At 68.5% G+C, this 14741-nt stretch carries 17 protein-coding genes; 8 read left to right on the forward strand and 9 right to left on the reverse strand.

All coding sequences use genetic code 11. The features are described from left to right. Positions 1–20 precede the first annotated feature (20 nt). Genes ASJ79_RS09815 through ASJ79_RS09830 form a run of 4 tightly spaced genes read right to left on the reverse strand, consistent with a single transcriptional unit; the run spans position 21 to position 3694 of the window. Positions 21–1169 (reverse strand): Xaa-Pro peptidase family protein, encoded by a 1149-nt coding sequence (locus ASJ79_RS09815; RefSeq protein WP_067954609.1) that lies wholly within the window; start codon positions 1167–1169, stop codon positions 21–23. Further along, positions 1159–1977, reverse strand: a complete 819-nt coding sequence (locus tag ASJ79_RS09820; protein ID WP_082753753.1) for an ABC transporter permease — start codon at positions 1975–1977, stop codon at positions 1159–1161. The genes ASJ79_RS09815 and ASJ79_RS09820 overlap by 11 nt, the downstream gene beginning before the upstream one ends. Further along, a complete protein-coding gene (locus tag ASJ79_RS09825) occupies positions 1974–2759 on the reverse strand; it encodes an ABC transporter ATP-binding protein (protein ID WP_067954641.1) in 786 nt (261 codons plus the stop codon). The genes ASJ79_RS09820 and ASJ79_RS09825 overlap by 4 nt, the downstream gene beginning before the upstream one ends. 38 nt (positions 2760–2797) lie before the next feature. Continuing rightward, positions 2798–3694 (reverse strand): ABC transporter substrate-binding protein, encoded by an 897-nt coding sequence (locus ASJ79_RS09830; protein ID WP_067954613.1) that lies wholly within the window; start codon positions 3692–3694, stop codon positions 2798–2800. On the opposite strand from ASJ79_RS09830, the gene ASJ79_RS34735 reads away from it, so the two are divergent. Beyond that, entirely contained in the window at positions 3693–3815 is a 123-nt protein-coding gene (locus tag ASJ79_RS34735; RefSeq protein WP_255374714.1) for a hypothetical protein, read from the forward strand. The two genes, ASJ79_RS09830 and ASJ79_RS34735, sit on opposite strands and share 2 nt — an antisense overlap. Before the next feature lie 167 nt (positions 3816–3982). On the opposite strand, the gene ASJ79_RS09835 is transcribed toward ASJ79_RS34735, so the two are convergent. After that, complete coding sequence (locus tag ASJ79_RS09835; RefSeq protein ID WP_067954615.1) at positions 3983–5125, reverse strand: FUSC family protein; 1143 nt, start codon at positions 5123–5125, stop codon at positions 3983–3985. A gap of 54 nt (positions 5126–5179) precedes the next feature. Between ASJ79_RS09835 and ASJ79_RS09840 the strand changes: the two genes are divergently transcribed. The 3 genes from ASJ79_RS09840 to ASJ79_RS09850 all read left to right on the forward strand — a co-directional run bounded on the left by ASJ79_RS09840 (position 5180) and on the right by ASJ79_RS09850 (position 6747). Continuing rightward, complete coding sequence (locus ASJ79_RS09840; protein WP_067954617.1) at positions 5180–5689, forward strand: MarR family winged helix-turn-helix transcriptional regulator; 510 nt, start codon at positions 5180–5182, stop codon at positions 5687–5689. Between the two features lie 53 nt (positions 5690–5742). Then, entirely contained in the window at positions 5743–6315 is a 573-nt protein-coding gene (locus ASJ79_RS09845; RefSeq protein ID WP_067954642.1) for an FKBP-type peptidyl-prolyl cis-trans isomerase, read from the forward strand. Positions 6316–6381: 66 nt separating this feature from the next. Further along, on the forward strand, positions 6382–6747 hold the full coding sequence (locus ASJ79_RS09850; RefSeq protein WP_067954643.1) for an RNA-binding S4 domain-containing protein: 366 nt from the start codon (positions 6382–6384) through the stop codon (positions 6745–6747). A 177-nt stretch (positions 6748–6924) separates the two neighbouring features. Here the strand turns inward: ASJ79_RS09850 and ASJ79_RS09855 are convergent, their stop codons facing one another. Continuing rightward, positions 6925–8556 carry an NAD(P)/FAD-dependent oxidoreductase gene (locus ASJ79_RS09855; RefSeq protein ID WP_067954644.1) on the reverse strand — a complete coding sequence of 544 codons (1632 nt, stop codon included), beginning with the start codon at positions 8554–8556 and terminating at the stop codon, positions 6925–6927. 177 nt (positions 8557–8733) lie between these two features. Here ASJ79_RS09855 and ASJ79_RS09860 point away from each other — a divergent pair, with 177 nt between their 5' ends. Next, complete coding sequence (locus ASJ79_RS09860; protein ID WP_067954618.1) at positions 8734–9693, forward strand: alpha/beta hydrolase family protein; 960 nt, start codon at positions 8734–8736, stop codon at positions 9691–9693. A 93-nt stretch (positions 9694–9786) separates the two neighbouring features. Next, complete coding sequence (locus ASJ79_RS09865) at positions 9787–10365, forward strand: bifunctional 2-polyprenyl-6-hydroxyphenol methylase/3-demethylubiquinol 3-O-methyltransferase UbiG (RefSeq protein WP_067954619.1); 579 nt, start codon at positions 9787–9789, stop codon at positions 10363–10365. 30 nt (positions 10366–10395) lie between these two features. Here the strand turns inward: ASJ79_RS09865 and ASJ79_RS09870 are convergent, their stop codons facing one another. Beyond that, positions 10396–10773, reverse strand: coding sequence for a DUF4267 domain-containing protein (locus tag ASJ79_RS09870; RefSeq protein ID WP_067954620.1), 378 nt, complete (start codon positions 10771–10773; stop codon positions 10396–10398). 144 nt (positions 10774–10917) lie between these two features. After that, the gene (locus ASJ79_RS09875) at positions 10918–11400 is read right to left on the reverse strand and encodes a DinB family protein (RefSeq protein ID WP_197420155.1); all 483 of its coding nucleotides are present in this window, start codon (positions 11398–11400) and stop codon (positions 10918–10920) included. An 88-nt stretch (positions 11401–11488) separates the two neighbouring features. Here ASJ79_RS09875 and ASJ79_RS09880 point away from each other — a divergent pair, with 88 nt between their 5' ends. Beyond that, positions 11489–13030 carry a class I adenylate-forming enzyme family protein gene (locus ASJ79_RS09880; protein ID WP_082753755.1) on the forward strand — a complete coding sequence of 514 codons (1542 nt, stop codon included), beginning with the start codon at positions 11489–11491 and terminating at the stop codon, positions 13028–13030. Here the strand turns inward: ASJ79_RS09880 and ASJ79_RS09885 are convergent. Beyond that, entirely contained in the window at positions 13002–13883 is an 882-nt protein-coding gene (locus ASJ79_RS09885; RefSeq protein WP_067954621.1) for a TIGR03854 family LLM class F420-dependent oxidoreductase, read from the reverse strand. The genes ASJ79_RS09880 and ASJ79_RS09885 overlap by 29 nt on opposite strands. Before the next feature lie 97 nt (positions 13884–13980). On the opposite strand from ASJ79_RS09885, the gene ASJ79_RS09890 reads away from it, so the two are divergent. Continuing rightward, entirely contained in the window at positions 13981–14733 is a 753-nt protein-coding gene (locus ASJ79_RS09890) for a S9 family peptidase (RefSeq protein WP_067954622.1), read from the forward strand. The last annotated feature ends 8 nt before the right edge of the window (positions 14734–14741 follow it).

Consider the following 14741-nt stretch of genomic DNA (forward strand, 5'->3'; position numbering starts at 1 on the left):
GATGGGTCAGGAAGATGCGTTCACCCGTCGATGACAAACAGCTCTCCTCCGTCCATCAGATCCGAGATGACGGTGTAACCGTCATCTGTCACCGCGACGACGTCTTTGACCTGGAAACCGAAGCGGCCCGGGATCATCGCGAACGGCTCGATGCCGATGATCGCGCCGGACTCGATCGTGTCCGTGGAAGTCGCGCTGATGTATGGAAGTTCGTGCATGTCGAGTCCCATGCCGTGCCCGAAGAACGCGATGGCGTGCTCCCCGAGGGGGCCGAGCGCCTCGACGTAGGCGGCGTAGATCTCTCGGGGATCGGCTCCTGGGCGCAGCATCTCCAACCCCGCGCGGCGGGCACCGCTCACCAGATCCCAGTGCCACTGCACATCGGCGGTGGGTGCCCCGACGACTGCGGTGCGGGCCACTCCGGCTTGGTATCCGCTTCGGCCGCCGAAGATCTCGACCCGAACCACGTCACCGTGGGCGATCCGGCGCGTCGTCGGTCCGGCGTTGGGATATTGGCTGCCGATACCGGTGGCCGCGATCAGGAACCGGTGTTCGGTGACACCGGATGCGTAGAGAGCGGACACGATTCGCTCACCGAGCTCGGCCTCGGTTTGTCCCACCTTCGCGCCCAGGAGACCGACCCGTAGCGCCTCGTCCGCCGCCAGGGACAGTTCGCGAACGGTATCGAGTTCGGCCGCCGTCTTGGCCGATCGCAGTGTCTCGAGGTCCTCGTCGAGCGCCACCCAGGTGACCTCCGGTAGCTTCTCCCGCAACCGGTCCAGACGCACGGCCGGCACAAAATCCGTCTCGATGCCGATTCTGAGTGGTCCGCTGCCCCAGATGCGGACGATCAGGCCTGCGAGTGCCTCCATCGGCTCCTCGACGAATTCCTTCCACACCACCAGTGGCACGGTGGGCAGTGCGTCGGCGACGAAACTCCGTTCCATGTCGATCGCGAGCACCCCGGCCAGATCCTGCGGACCGACCAGCGCGGCCGCGTGTCGCCAGCGCATCAGAGGATGCGACACGATGCGCAGACCGGTCGCATAGGTGAATCCCTGTGGGGAGAGCAGGACCACGCCGTCCAGCTGCCTCCGTTGAACCAGACCGGCCAGCTTGCGGACAGTTTCGGACTGTCCACCGGCCGGTGCGCACTTCTCAATTGTCACGGTGACTCCAGCTGACGATGCGGCGGTCAAGTACCTCGACCACGAGGTATGAGCCGTACCCCATGACCGCCAGCACGACGACCAGAGCGAAGGATTCGGCGATCCTCAGTTGAGAATTGAAGGTGGTGATCATCACGCCTAATCCCACGTTGCCTCCTACGAACTCGCCGACGATGGCACCGACCAGAGATGCCGGCACAGCCAACCGAAGGCCGGCGAAGATCGTGGGTAGCGAAGCGGGGAGCAGGAGCTTGCGGAACATCGTCCAGCGTGAAGCGCCCAGCGAGCGCAACAGGGTGCGGGCTTCCTGGTCGGCGGCGTTGAGCCCGACGACGACGGCGACCAGCACCGGGAAAAAGCAAGACAATGCGGCGAAGAACACCCGCGGTGCGATCCCGAAACCGAACCAGATCAGGAACAACGGTGCGATCGCGACTTGCGGGGTGCTCTGGACGGCTACCGCCAACGGGTACACCGATTTGCGGGCGAACGTGCTGACACCGATGATCAGTCCGGACGCGAACCCGAGCGTGACCCCCAGAGCGAAGCCGACTGTTGCTTCGAACGCCGTCCAATAGAAGTTCTGCCAAAAGTACTGCTGCTGAATCAGAGTCAGCAGGGCCTGAGCGATCTCGCTGGGGGCAGGCACGATGAGCCTGTTGACCAGACCCATCCGCGACCCGAGTTCAAGAACGGCCAGTATCACCACCAAGGTGAGGACAGGCCACACCCAGCCGCCTCGACCCTGGCCCGCCTTACTGGCCGGCGGAGCGGCAACGGGTGACGGAACCGAGCTCGTCGCGGTCATGGTTGCGCCCCGGTGGTGGCCTGCGCCAAGGTCTTTCGGATATCCGCGACGAGTGCGACCGCCTTTGGGGTTTCCATCACCTCGGGGGTACGGGGCTTGGGGAGATCCACGCGGACCCGATCGATGATGCGGCCCGGACGTGGCGTCATCACTATTACCTCATCGGACAGTGTGACGGCTTCGCCGATGTTGTGCGTGACATAGACAATCGTGCGGTTGAGCCGACGTTGTAATGAGGCCAGCTCCTGATCGAGTCGTTCGCGGGTGAATTCATCGAGAGCGGCGAAAGGCTCGTCCATCAACAGGACATCCGGTTCGAATATCAGCAGCCGCGCCAGGCTCGCCCGCTGTTGCATGCCACCGCTCAGTTCCCAGGGGCGCTTATGTTCGAAGCCTTGCAGGCCCACCATCTCGATGAGTTCCATCGCCCGCGAGCGCGCGGACGCCTTGTCGAGGCTGAGAACCTCGATCGGCAACATGATGTTGTCCAACGTGCTGCGCCACGGCAGCAGAACCGCGGATTGGAGCATGATGCCGCAGTCGGGCCGGCCGGCGCAGGCCGGACGTCCGCTGATCGTCACGCTGCCGGTGGTGGGTTCCACGAGGCCGGCCATCAGTTTGAGCAGCGTGGACTTTCCGCAACCGCTCGGTCCCACCAATGACACGACATCACCGCTACGGACGTTCAGATCCACCTCGGCCAACGCCACCACGTCCGACCCCCCGCTCGTCGGATAGGTCCGAGAGGCTCCCGAGACCGTGATGATCGGTGCCGTGCTCACGGAATCACCCTGGTACAGCCTGTGAGTTGCTGACCGCACTACTCGGCACCGTCGATCCGGTCGATGTAGTCGTTGGTGAAGACCTCGCCGAACGGTACTTCCATGGTGCCGTACACCGCGTTCAACAGTGTGGTGGTCGCCTGCTCATCGATGAAGCCCCATCTGTCACCGATCGGCACGGTGCCCTGAGATGCGAGATCGACGGAGTACACGGCGGTTTCGGGGTCGGTGCAGCCTTCAGGCGCCAGATTGCAGACAATCTCGACGGCTTCTTCCTGATTGGTCGTGATCCAGTCGGCCGCCTGCAGCCAGCCACTGGCCAACTTGATCGCGATCTCGGTCTTCGCCGGATCGTTGAGCAGTTCGTCGGGTACCACCATCATGTTGCCCGGCAGGTTCGCGAAGTCCTCGGGCATGATCGACCGCAGTTCCATCCCGGCTCCCATCTCCATCGCGGCCATATCGCCGCCGCCGTGGGCGAAAGCCTGGATTTGGCCGGTCTGGAAGGCGTTGACCACCGCAGCCCCGCCGGCGCCGACGATCGGCTGCTCCCATTCGGTGACCCCGACGGACTTCATCACGGCGTCGACGATGGGAATCGCTCCGTCCGTGGCTGAGGTCACCCCGATTGATTTCCCTTGCAGATCGGCCGCGGTCTCGATGTCGCTGCCCTCGACCGGGACACTGAGCATCGCGACGTCGCCGTGGGTGAGCATGGCGATGGCCGTGACAGGGGCGCCTTCGAGTGCTCCGCCGTACACCGCCTGTGCGCTGGCTGCACCGTAGTCGGCATTGCCGGCCACGATCTGTTGCACCACATTGGAAGAGCCGTCGGTGCCGATGCCATTGACCTCCAAGCCCATTGCCGGCCAGAACTTCTCGGTAGCGACCAGGAACGCTGCCCAGTCGACACCGAGGGTCGCCGGTAGCACCATGTCGACCGTCGTCGTGCTGTCCTCGGACGGCGCGGAATCACTCGAACTGTTCGACGAGCACCCGACGAGTGCTGCGATGGTCAGCGCACTGGTCGCCGCCGCGAAAGTGCGGACTGTCTGATTTCTCCCTGGTCCTGCCATGTGTCACCTGCTCCGTGTAGGAAGATCGGTCGGCCGAGTTGGTTAGTTGTTAGTTATAAGACCAATTTGTGTCGTCGGGGTTTCCTGCTGTTTCCAAGCGGCAAACTTCGGCCGCGATCCGGGCAGCGCCGGGAGTTCTCAGGTAGTTCAGGTTCGCGCGGCGACTTCTCGCACGTGCTCTGCATCGGTACCGCTGATCGTCACCGCAGCGACGGCGATGCCCGTCACGATCCCCACTGCCGTGTCCAGAACGCGGTCCAGTGCCACGGCGGGTGCCAACCCGGCCTGAAGCCCGGTGAGTAACAACGCCATCGGCGTCACGGCCAACGACGTCAGCGCGTAGTTGACCGTCGACGCGATCTCGGCGACGGTCTGAAAGACGATGATCGCCGCGACGGCACCCCAGTACCCCAGCGGCAGTGCGAGCAGCGCGGCGGCCAACAATGCGCCGCCGACGTTGCCGAGCAGTCGCTGCACACCGCGGTGCACCGTGACGTGGTAGCCGACTCCCTGCATGGTGGCCACCGCGCCCATGGTCGCCCACATCGGGTGCTCGAATCCCAGGCCGATGGCGATCACCGCCGCGACGGCGCCCGCGACGACGATCCGTGCGCCCCGCGCCGCGAGCGTGCGATGCGGTGCGCGAGCGAGCGTGCGCCACAACGATTCCCGTCGCGTGGTGGCTGATTCGTCCGGATTGCCCTTGTTCGTGATCGGATGCCGGAGCTTCTGCAGCCACAACGGCGCCAGGGCGGCGAGGACACCGATGACCGCTCCTGTGGCCGTCACCGCCATCGCGCGAACCACGTCGCCACCGTCCTGCGCGAACGCCTGCGCACCGGCGGCGCCGAACACGAACACCACCGCGCCCGGCCCGACGATGTGCAACGCCCACATGAGGTATGCCGCCGCGCCGGCGAGGCCGGAGATCACCGCCGCTTCGACGAGCACGCCGCTTCCGGTGGCACCGAGCGCGGCGCCGAGCCCGATCGACGCGGTGATGCCGGCTGCCAGGACGAGGAGACGACCGAGGCGCACCGGATACGGATCCGGCCGGCAGAACGCCGACACCAGCGCTCCCAAGGCGGCGAACCCCGCGACATCGTGCTGGCCGACCAGGCCTCCGACGACGAACACCAGCGTGACTGCGGCACCGACGCGAAGCGGCGCGGCCAGGCCGACCCTGCGGCGATCGACGTGCAGAACGCCGCGCCAACCCCTCGGCGTGACGGCGTGGCCCAAAGCGGCGCAGCCACGGCCGAGGTGCCGGACAACCGGGGAAACGAGCACCGATGAACTTTATCAGTGGTTTACTAGTGAACTAAATGCGGCTACGGTGCCGACATGGGCAATGCGGCCGACGACACGGCCTTCACCGACACGGTCGATCGGGTCCGCCGCGAGTGGGCTCAGGCACGCCCCGATCTGGACACCTCGCCCATCGACGTGCTCGGCCGCGTCCAGCGAATCGCGTCGATCTGCAGCCACCGGCTGGACCTCGACCTGGAACCCCACGGCATCACCCGGTCGGAGTTCAGCGTCCTCAGTGCGTTGGCGCGCGCCGGCCGTCCCCTGCGGGCCAGCGAGGTCGTCTCCACCACGATGCTCAGCGGAGCGTCGATCACCAAGATCGCCGACAGCCTCGTCCGCCGCGAGCTCCTGGTGAGGCAGAAATCCGAACGCGACGGCCGGGTCGTCCTCCTCGCGCTGACCGACACGGGACGCGCGGTCGTCGACGACGAGATGCCCCGGCGCCTCGCCGACGACGAACAGCTGATCGCGGGACTGACCCCGGCCGAACGGGAGACCCTCGCCGGCCTGCTCCGGAAGATCTGTGCGGCACTGGGTGACTGATCGACCGCGATGCGAGCGCGGGGCCCGGCGTACCTGCCGGTAGCGTGACGGCGGTGAACACCCTTCGTCTGCGTTCGGCCGTCGCGTTCGCCGCCGGCATCGCCGCGGCCACGGCACTGACCGCCTGCGGCTCCACCCTCGTGCCGTCGTCGGAGGCCCAGGCGCCGGGATGCCCGAGCGCAGAGCCCGACGCCACCGCCACGCCCGAGTGGACCCTTCCCGGCGCCACCGGCAGCGTCGCGGTGACCGGGTCGACCGACACCGCGGCGCCGCTCGTCACCGTGACGCCGCCGTTCAGCGTCACCGAGACCCAGGTGCACACGCTGCAGACCGGTTCGGGACCCGTCGTCGCGGACAACGCCACGGTGGCCGTCTGCTACATGGGGGTCAACGGGCGAGACGGGTCCGTGTTCGACAGCAGCTACCAGCGCGGCGCTCCGGTCGAGTTTCCCCTCGACGGCGTGGTGCCGGGATTCCAGAAGGCCATCGCCGGCCAGAACGTCGGATCCACCGTCGCGGTTGCGATGACCTCTGCCGACGGCTACCCCGACGGTCAGCCCGGCGCCGGCATCCTGCCCGGAGATTCGCTGATCTTCGCGATCAAGATCCTCGAGATCACCGGCTGACCGGCCGCGGCCGTGCCGCGCCTGTCGAAGTCGGCTGAGTCCGCCCGCGTGGTCCATGATGAACCCATGGAGTCCACCCGCGTGGACCGCTGGCTGTGGGCGGTCCGGCTCACCAAGACCCGCCCGGACGCCGCGTCGGCGTGCCGCGGCGGACAGGTCCGGGTCAACGGCCGCCCGGCCAAGCCGTCCACGCCGGTATCCCCCGGCGATGAGGTCCGCGCCCGGGTGGGTGAGACGACCCGCATCGTCGAGGTCGCCCGGATCATCCAGAAGCGGGTCGGCGCCGCCGATGCGGTGACCTGCTACCTCGACCGCACTCCCCCGCCGCCGCCGGTGTTGTCCGTGCCGGTCGCGGTCCGCGACCGCGGCGCCGGCCGCCCGACCAAACGGGACCGTCGCGTGCTCGACAAATGGCGCGCCCGGCAGGGCTGACGAATTCCCCGATGATCCGCGCGGCGCACGTCCTTGCGGTGATGGGCAAACTCGCGGTTCCGGCGCTCGGCTGGTTCGTCGACGGTTGGTCCGGTGCGACCGCACGGGCAACGGGGAATCGCCGAGGGACGTGAACGCAACGAGCAACCGTGGCCGGCTGCGGCCCCGTGACCGCAGTCAGCCGCCGAGTTCGTTGACCGCGGTGTCGAGCGACGCGGCCTGCGCGGTCAACTGGTCGTCGGTCAGCCGGCCCTCCCCGCCGGTGCGCTCGAGGAGGTCCGGGCGTGAGATCACCTCGAGCGCGCCGCGGTAGGCGTCGGTGTCCTTCTGGCCACCGCCGATCACCTCGGCACGCCCCTCGATCAGCACGAGCGTCGCGGTCTCGTCATCGGAATCCAGGAGCCGCCGCACGTCGTCCGGAGAGATCGTCATGTGGCGACGTATGCCCGGTTCGCCGTTGTTCACACCTCGGTCCGGCGACGATGCCGGCAGATCCCAGCTCGACCACGTGTACCGGTGTTCGGGGGTGGTGGCGCTGCCCAGCATGAACGCCCGGTGGTAGCGCTCGGCCCGCGCGATCATGGCCAACCACGTTGTCACGGTGCTGACCCGGTTGCGCACGCCGGTCAGGAATGCGATGTGCAACAGTCCCCACGCGATCCAGCCCAGGAACCCGGACACCTTCACCGGACCGATCTGCAGCAGGGCGTGGCCGCGGCTGATGTAGGCCGCCGAACCCAGGTCGTGGTACTTGTACCGGCGCCGGGCCCGGCCGGCGAGGTCGCGGCGGATGCAGGCCGCGGCATGCAGGCCGCCCTGCATGGCGTTCTCGGCGACGCCGGGCAGATCATCGCGCCCGACCAGATCGCCGATGACGAAGATCTCGGGGTGCCCCGGTACGGACAGGTCCGGCTCCACCGCCAGCCGACCCGCGCGGTCGGTTTTCACACCGAGAACCTCGGCGAGGTGCCGGGCGAACGGCACCGCCTCGACGCCGGCGGTCCAGAACACCGTGCGCACGGCGAACTGCTCCTCGGCCGCGCCCGACTTCGGGGTGATGGTCACCCCCTCCTGACGCACATCGGTGACGTGGACGCCCAGACGCATCTCGACGCCGAGGTGCGACAGGATCTGCGTCGCCTTACTCGACAGGTCGGGCGCGAAACTCTTCAGGAGCCGGTCTCCGCCGTCGAACAGCAGCACCCGGGCCTCCTCCGGCTCGATGCTGTGGAACTCGTGGGCCAGCGTCCGGGTCGCCATCTCGCGGATCTGGCCGGCCAGCTCGACACCGGTGGGTCCGCCGCCGGCGACGGCGAACGTCAGCCAGGCGTCTCGCTCGGGCCCGGCGGGCAGGGTTTCGGCGATCTCGAACGCGGTGAAGATTCGCTGCCGGATGCCCAGCGCGTCGTCGAGGGTCTTCATCCCGGGCGCCCATTGGGCGAAATGGGGTTTGCCGAAGTAGGACTGTTGCATCCCCGAGGCGACGACGAGCACGTCGTAGTCCACCGTGTACGTCGTCTCGTCGGGCCTCAGCGCGGTAACGATGCGCCGGTCGGGATCGATCTCGATCGCCTCCCCGAGCAGCGTCCGGATGTTGGGATGACGGGCGAACTCCTCCCGCAGCGGACGGCTGATGTGCGCGATGCTCAGCGTTCCCGTCGCGCATTGATAGAGCAGCGGCTGGAACAGGTGGCCCGCGGAGCGATCCATCACCGTCACGTCCACGTCGGTCCGGGCCAGCCGGCGTGCGCAGAACAGCCCCCCGAACCCTCCGCCGATGATCAACACTTTCGGACGATTCTGGCTCACCACGCCGAGGCTAGTACCCGCCGGCCGCCGGACCGAAGCGCACGGCCGTAACGCCGAATCGTCACATGACGAAGTAACCGGTGCGGGCACGGCGGTGCAGGCGAAGCAGTGGGCCACGTCGTCGTGCGTATCCAGGCACGCGCGCTTCCGGGCGCGCCGAGAGGACGGCGGTAACGAATGGAACCGATACGAGGCGTGGCGCGACGGTTGTCGGTCAGCGCAGTGATCACTCTCCTTCTGTCCGGTTTGATCGCGGTGGCCGGAGGGGCCGCGACGGCATCGGCGTACTCGCGGCCGGGGCTTCCGGTCGAGACGTTGATGGTGCCGTCGGCGGCCATGGGCCGCGACATTCCCGTCAAGTTCCAGGGCGGTGGCCCGAGGGCGGTCTACCTGCTCGACGGGATGCGTGCCCGCGACGACAACAGCGGATGGGACATCGAGACGGCGGCGTTCGAGACGTTCTTCGAGTCCGGCGTATCGGTGGTGATGCCGGTCGGCGGGATGTCGAGCTTCTACACCAATTGGCAGGGCCCTGCGGTGGGCAACGGCACCACGTACAACTACCAGTGGGAGACGTTCCTGACCTCCGAGCTGCCGGCCTACCTCGCGGCCAACAAGGGCATCTCCCCCAGCGGCAATGCTGTTGTGGGACTGTCGATGTCGGGTAGCGCGGCCCTGATCCTGGCCGCCTACCACCCGGGACAGTTCAGCTACGCCGGGTCCCTGTCGGGTTATCTCAACCTGTCCGAGGGGGTGTGGCCGTTGCTGGTCAGCTTCGCGATGCGCGATGCGGGCGGCTTCAGTTCGACGGCGATGTGGGGCTTCGGTGGTAGCGCTGCGTGGAAGCGCAACGATCCGACGGTCAACGTCGGGCGGCTGGTGGCCAACGGCACCCGCATCTGGGTGTATTGCGGCACCGGCCGGCCGGGTGAGCTCGGCGGTGGCGGCGACGTGCCGGGCCAGGTGCTCGAGGCGATCACGCTGGACAGCAACCGGGAGTTCCAGCGCCAGTACCAGGCCGCCGGCGGCGGCAACGGTGTCTTCAACTTCCCGCCCAACGGCACACACGGCTGGGGTTACTGGGGATCGCAGCTCAATGCGATGAAGCCCGACATCCAGCGGGTGCTGGGCGCCTGACAACGCCACCGGCCGCCGCAGACCCGGGTGGGTGCGCGGCGGCCGGTGCGACGGGCCGGGTGCGCCCTCCGGTCTCAGGGCACACTGAACCGGATGGCTGAGCAACGACGGGTGGAGCCGGCGCGGGTCGCCGACGACGTGGCCCGCTGGGATCGGCGTTATGCCGAGCGGGGCCCGTTGTCGACGGCCGAGGTCGCGCTGCCGGCGAGGTTCCAGCCGTTCGCCGACGTGTTCCCCGCCGCCGGGCACGCTGTGGAATTGGCCTGCGGGCGCGGCGCGGCGGCCGTGTGGCTGGCGCGCCGCGGTCTGACCGTGTGGGCGTGTGACGCCTCCGAGGTGGCGATCACGCAGGCCCGGGACCTCGCCGAGCGCTGCGGACAGGCGGCGCGCTGCCGCTTCGAGGTGGCCGATCTGGATGCCGGGCTGCCTCCGGGCGAACAAGCAGATGTGGTGCTGTGCAACATGTTTCGGGACACCCGACTCGACGGGCCGATCGTCGAGCGGCTCGCGCCCAGCGGCATCCTCGCGATCAGCGCGCTCAGCGAGGTGGGTTCGAGGCCCGGTCGGTTCCGCGCCCGTCAGGGCGAGTTGTCCGCGGCGTTCGAGGGGCTCGACGTGATCGCCCACGGCGAACAGGACGGCGAGGCATGGCTGGTGGCGCGTAGGCGGTGACCGCGCGGCGGTCTCGGGGCGACCGCGCTCTCAGGACGACCGGCGCTCCCGCGTCGCGCCCCACAACCCGACGCCGATCCCGACGACCGCGCCGCCGAGGCCGATGAGCTTCTGGGACCGGCGCATCGAATCGTGCACGCTCATGCCGCCCAGCAGATCGGACGCGTCGGCGCCTCCGGAGGCCAGGAACCAGCCGCGGGTGTCACGTCCCCGCACGCCGGCGGCGAGCAGTAACCCACCGATCAACGCGTCCCGGTATCCCATGGAGCGCAGCAGCAGCCGCGCCGTCGGGGGCGGTTCGTCGGGGTCACCCCACCACTTGTTGGCGCGCAGCGGGTCGATCAGAAACGAGATACCCGACGCCAGCCGGATCCCACCGGCGACGACAGCTGCTGGATCTGCGGGCATGAGCGCACGCTACGCCGACTTCGCCACCGACAGTGATGTTTTCGGTAGTGATGTTTCGGCGGGGTCAGCCGGCCGCCCAGGCTTTCGCGTCCTCGAGCTCGGTGATACCGAACCTCATCCAGGCTGACGGCCCCGGTCTTGCACTCAGACGCCCGTCGCGCCGTCGATCCGCTCCCGGATGAGGTCGGCGTGTCCGTTGTGGCGGGCGTACTCCCCGATCATGTGCAGGTAGATCCAGCGCAGCGAGACCTCGGTTCCGTGGAACGGCCGGGTGTCGTCCAGCGTGCACCCGGCGCAGTGCGCACGGGCGGCCGCGATCTCGGCCCGCCAGGTGGCCACCGCGTCGGCAAAGGACACTGCATCGAGAATCTCGAATCCGCCGTCGTGGCCGTCGGTGTCGGCCGCGGGGTCGTAGATCGGCGGCGCGGTCTCCCGGCCGAGGATGCGGCGGAACCAGTTGCGTTCCACCTCGGCCATGTGCTGGACCAGGCCCTGCAGCGTCAGCGGCGACGGCGGTACGGGGGCCGAACGCAGCTGCTTGTCGCCGAGCCCCTCGCACTTGAGCAACAGCGTGCTCCGCTGGAAATCCAGCCACGCCTCCAGCATCGTGCGTTCGTCGGTGTTCATCGGCGGCGTCGCGCGTTCGGTCACGATTTCCGATACTGCCACCGCGATACGACAGCGCCGACGACGAGCCGTCGGTAAAGATCGACGGGTGGAAGCTCCGACCGTGCCCTCCCTGCTGTCGGCCGCAGCATGTGCCTACGGTGAACGCACCTACGTGGTGACACCTAGCGAACGAGTCACCTACGCGGACGCAGACCGGCGGTCGGCCGAGCAGGCCCGGTGGCTGCTCGGTCAGGGGGCGGGCAAGGGCACCCGGATCGGCCTGTTCTTCGCCAACGGCGTGGAGTGGGTGACGTGGTGGCTGGCGGTGTCACGGATCGGCGCCGTCGCCGTCCCGCTGAGCACCCTGTACCGGCCACCGGAGCTCGCCAAGGTGCTCCGGTTGGCCGATGTGGCGATGCTGATCGCGCCCACCCGGGTGCTCGACATCGACGTCGCCGACCGGTTGCGCGAAGCACTACCCGGACTCGGCACCCACCAGGGCGCCCGGCTGGCGCTGCCCGAGACGCCGTTTCTGCGGCGCATCGTGCTCACCGGTGACGGTGACGTCCCGTGGGCGACGGCCGTGGACGGCGCCGGCGCGGTGGCGACCGAGATCCTGACCTCGGCCGAGGCCGAGGTGTCCCCCGCCGACCTCGCGATCATGGTGCACACCTCCGGTTCGACCGCGGATCCCAAGGGCGTCATGCACACCCACGGCACGCTGGTGCGCCAGACCTCGACGTGGCCCACGGCGATCCGCGCGATCTCCGGTTCGGACGCCGACCCTGTGATCCTGTCGGCGATGCCGTTCTTCTGGATCGGCGGCGTGCTCGCCGTGACCGGTGCCCTGCACGAGCCCGTGACGCTGCTGGTGATGCCGAAGCTGGACGCCGGTACCGCACTCGACCTGGCCGAGAAGGAGCGCGCCACCGGGATCGTGGGCTGGCCCGCGTTCACCCAGCGGTTGCGCGAACATCCCGGCTTCGCCGAGCGGGACCTGAGCTCGGCCCCGATGCTGCGCGACGGCCCGCTCGACATCGCGATGACGAATGTCCCGGACGGATTCCCGGTGCACCGCACCATGTCCGAGACCGCGGGCGGATTCGCGTTCACCGACATGAAGATCGTCGACGACACCGGGACACCGGTTCCCGACGGCGAGGTCGGTGAACTGCTGGTCCGCGGGATCGGTGTGATGGCGGGATACAACAAGCGGGAACGCAGCGAGACGTTCGACGCCGACGGCTGGTATCACACCGGTGACCGCGTGTACCGCCGGGCCGGCGACCCGCGCCTGTTCTACGTCGGTCGCACCAGCGAGCTGATCAAGACCTCGGGGGCCAACGTGTCGCCGCTGGAGGTCGAGGCGGTGATCGAGGGCTTCGACGACGTCGCGCAATGCGTGGTGGTCGGCGTCGAGCATCCCGAGCGCGGTGAGGAGGTGTGCGCGGTGCTGGTGCCGGCCGGCGTCGAGGTCGATGTGCAGGCGGTCGCGCAGCGCACCCGTGACGCGCTGTCGTCCTACAAGGTTCCGACCCGGTGGGTCACCACGACCAGTGACCGGATCCCGACGCTGCCCAGCGGCAAGCTGAACCGCCGTGCGCTGCGCGCCCTGTTCGTCAATTCTGGCGCGGCAGAAGTTCTTTGACGAAACTGTCGAGGAAATCCGTCAGGTCGGCATCGCCCGCGGGCCGGACCACGAACTTCGTCAGCCCGGCGGCGAGGTAATCGTCGATCTGGCGGTGCAACTGCGCCCAGTCGGCAGCGATCAGCTCGGCGGGGTCGAGATCGGGACGTCGACGGCGGATCGCGGCGAGGACGGGTTCGGGCAGGTCCCCGTTGCCGACCGCCAGGTTGATGCCGTAGTGATCCTCGGGAACCTGCCGGCCGGCGGCTTCCGCGGCGTCCCGGATCGCCAGCCGGGCTTGGCCGGCCTCGGCCGGGGTCACGAAGCTGCCGAGCCAGCCGTCTGCGTGTTCACCGATGCGCCGGTATCCGGCCTGTGACGAGCCGCCGAGCCAGATGTCCAGGCGCGCAGACGGTTTGGGGCGGATATCGACGTCCCGGACCGAGAAGTGGTCTCCGCGGAACGTGACGCGGTCCTCGGTGAGGGCAGCCCGCAACAACCGCAGGGACTCGTCGAACACCGCCGCCCGCTCACCGTCCGGCACCACGAACGCATCCCGCTCGGCGGGCAGCGCGGAACGCAGGCCGAACACCGGGAGCACGCGTTTGGGGGCCAGCGCGGCCAGTGACGCGAGCTGCTTGGCGACCAGCACCGGGTGCCGGCCGGGCAGCACCGCGACCGAGGTGCCCACCTTCAGCCGGGTGGTGCGGGCCAGGGCGTAGGTCATGCCGACGAACGGCTCCACCGCGGGTGAGTACACCAGCTCGGAGAACCACAGCGAGTCGACACCCGTGCTCTCCAGATGGTCGACGACCCCGGCCAGCTGGTCATGTTCCAGGTCTGCGCCCAGGCCGACTCCGAACCGGATCTTCACCATCGACTCCTCACGTGTCGCCGCTGTTGTCCGTTCTGGCAACGCGGCGTAAGCCGTCTTTGTGCCCGTCGCCGGCACGCGATGACAGGATGGGCCGGTGGCAGAACGCGTCACCTTCCCCAGCAGCAGTGGGCCCGAGCTCGCCGGCCTGATCGACATGCCCGAGGGCCCCACCCGTGGATGGGGGGTTTTCGCCCACGGCTTCACGCTCGGCAAGGACTGTCCGGCGGCCAGCAGGATCTGCAAGCAGCTGGCCCGCGAGGGCATCGGCATGCTGCGGTTCGACAATCTCGGACTGGGCGATTCCGAAGGCGACTGGGGCGACGGATCGTTCTCCCACAAGGTCGCCGACACCATCCGCGCCGTCGAGTTCATGGCCGACCGTGGGTACGAGGTGCGCCTGCTGGTCGGTCATTCGTTCGGCGGCGCCGCGGTGATCGCGGCCGCGCACGGCTGCCCGTCGGTGGCCGCGGTGGCCAGTGTCGGCGCGCCGTTCCGGCCGGCGCATGTCGAGCACGTCTACGACGCCGTGGTGGCTCGTATCGAAGCCGAGGGTGAGGCGCCGTTGCTGATCGGCGGCCGGGCGCTCACGCTGAGGCGCGAGTTCGTCGAGGATGTCCGCGCCGCGGATCTACGCGAACGGATCAAGACGCTGCGCCGTGCGCTGCTGGTGATGCACTCGCCGACGGACAACACGGTCGGCATCGCGAACGCCAGCGACATCTTCCGGACCGCCCGTCATCCCCGCAGTTTCGTCTCGCTCGAAGGCGCCGACCACCTGCTCACCGGTAAGGACCAGGCGGTCCGGGCGGCCCGCATCATCAGTGCCTGGGCGGACCCGTACCTGTGAGCAGGTAG

The organism is Mycobacterium sp. NAZ190054, assembly GCF_001545925.1.
GTDB lineage: Bacteria > Actinomycetota > Actinomycetes > Mycobacteriales > Mycobacteriaceae > Mycobacterium.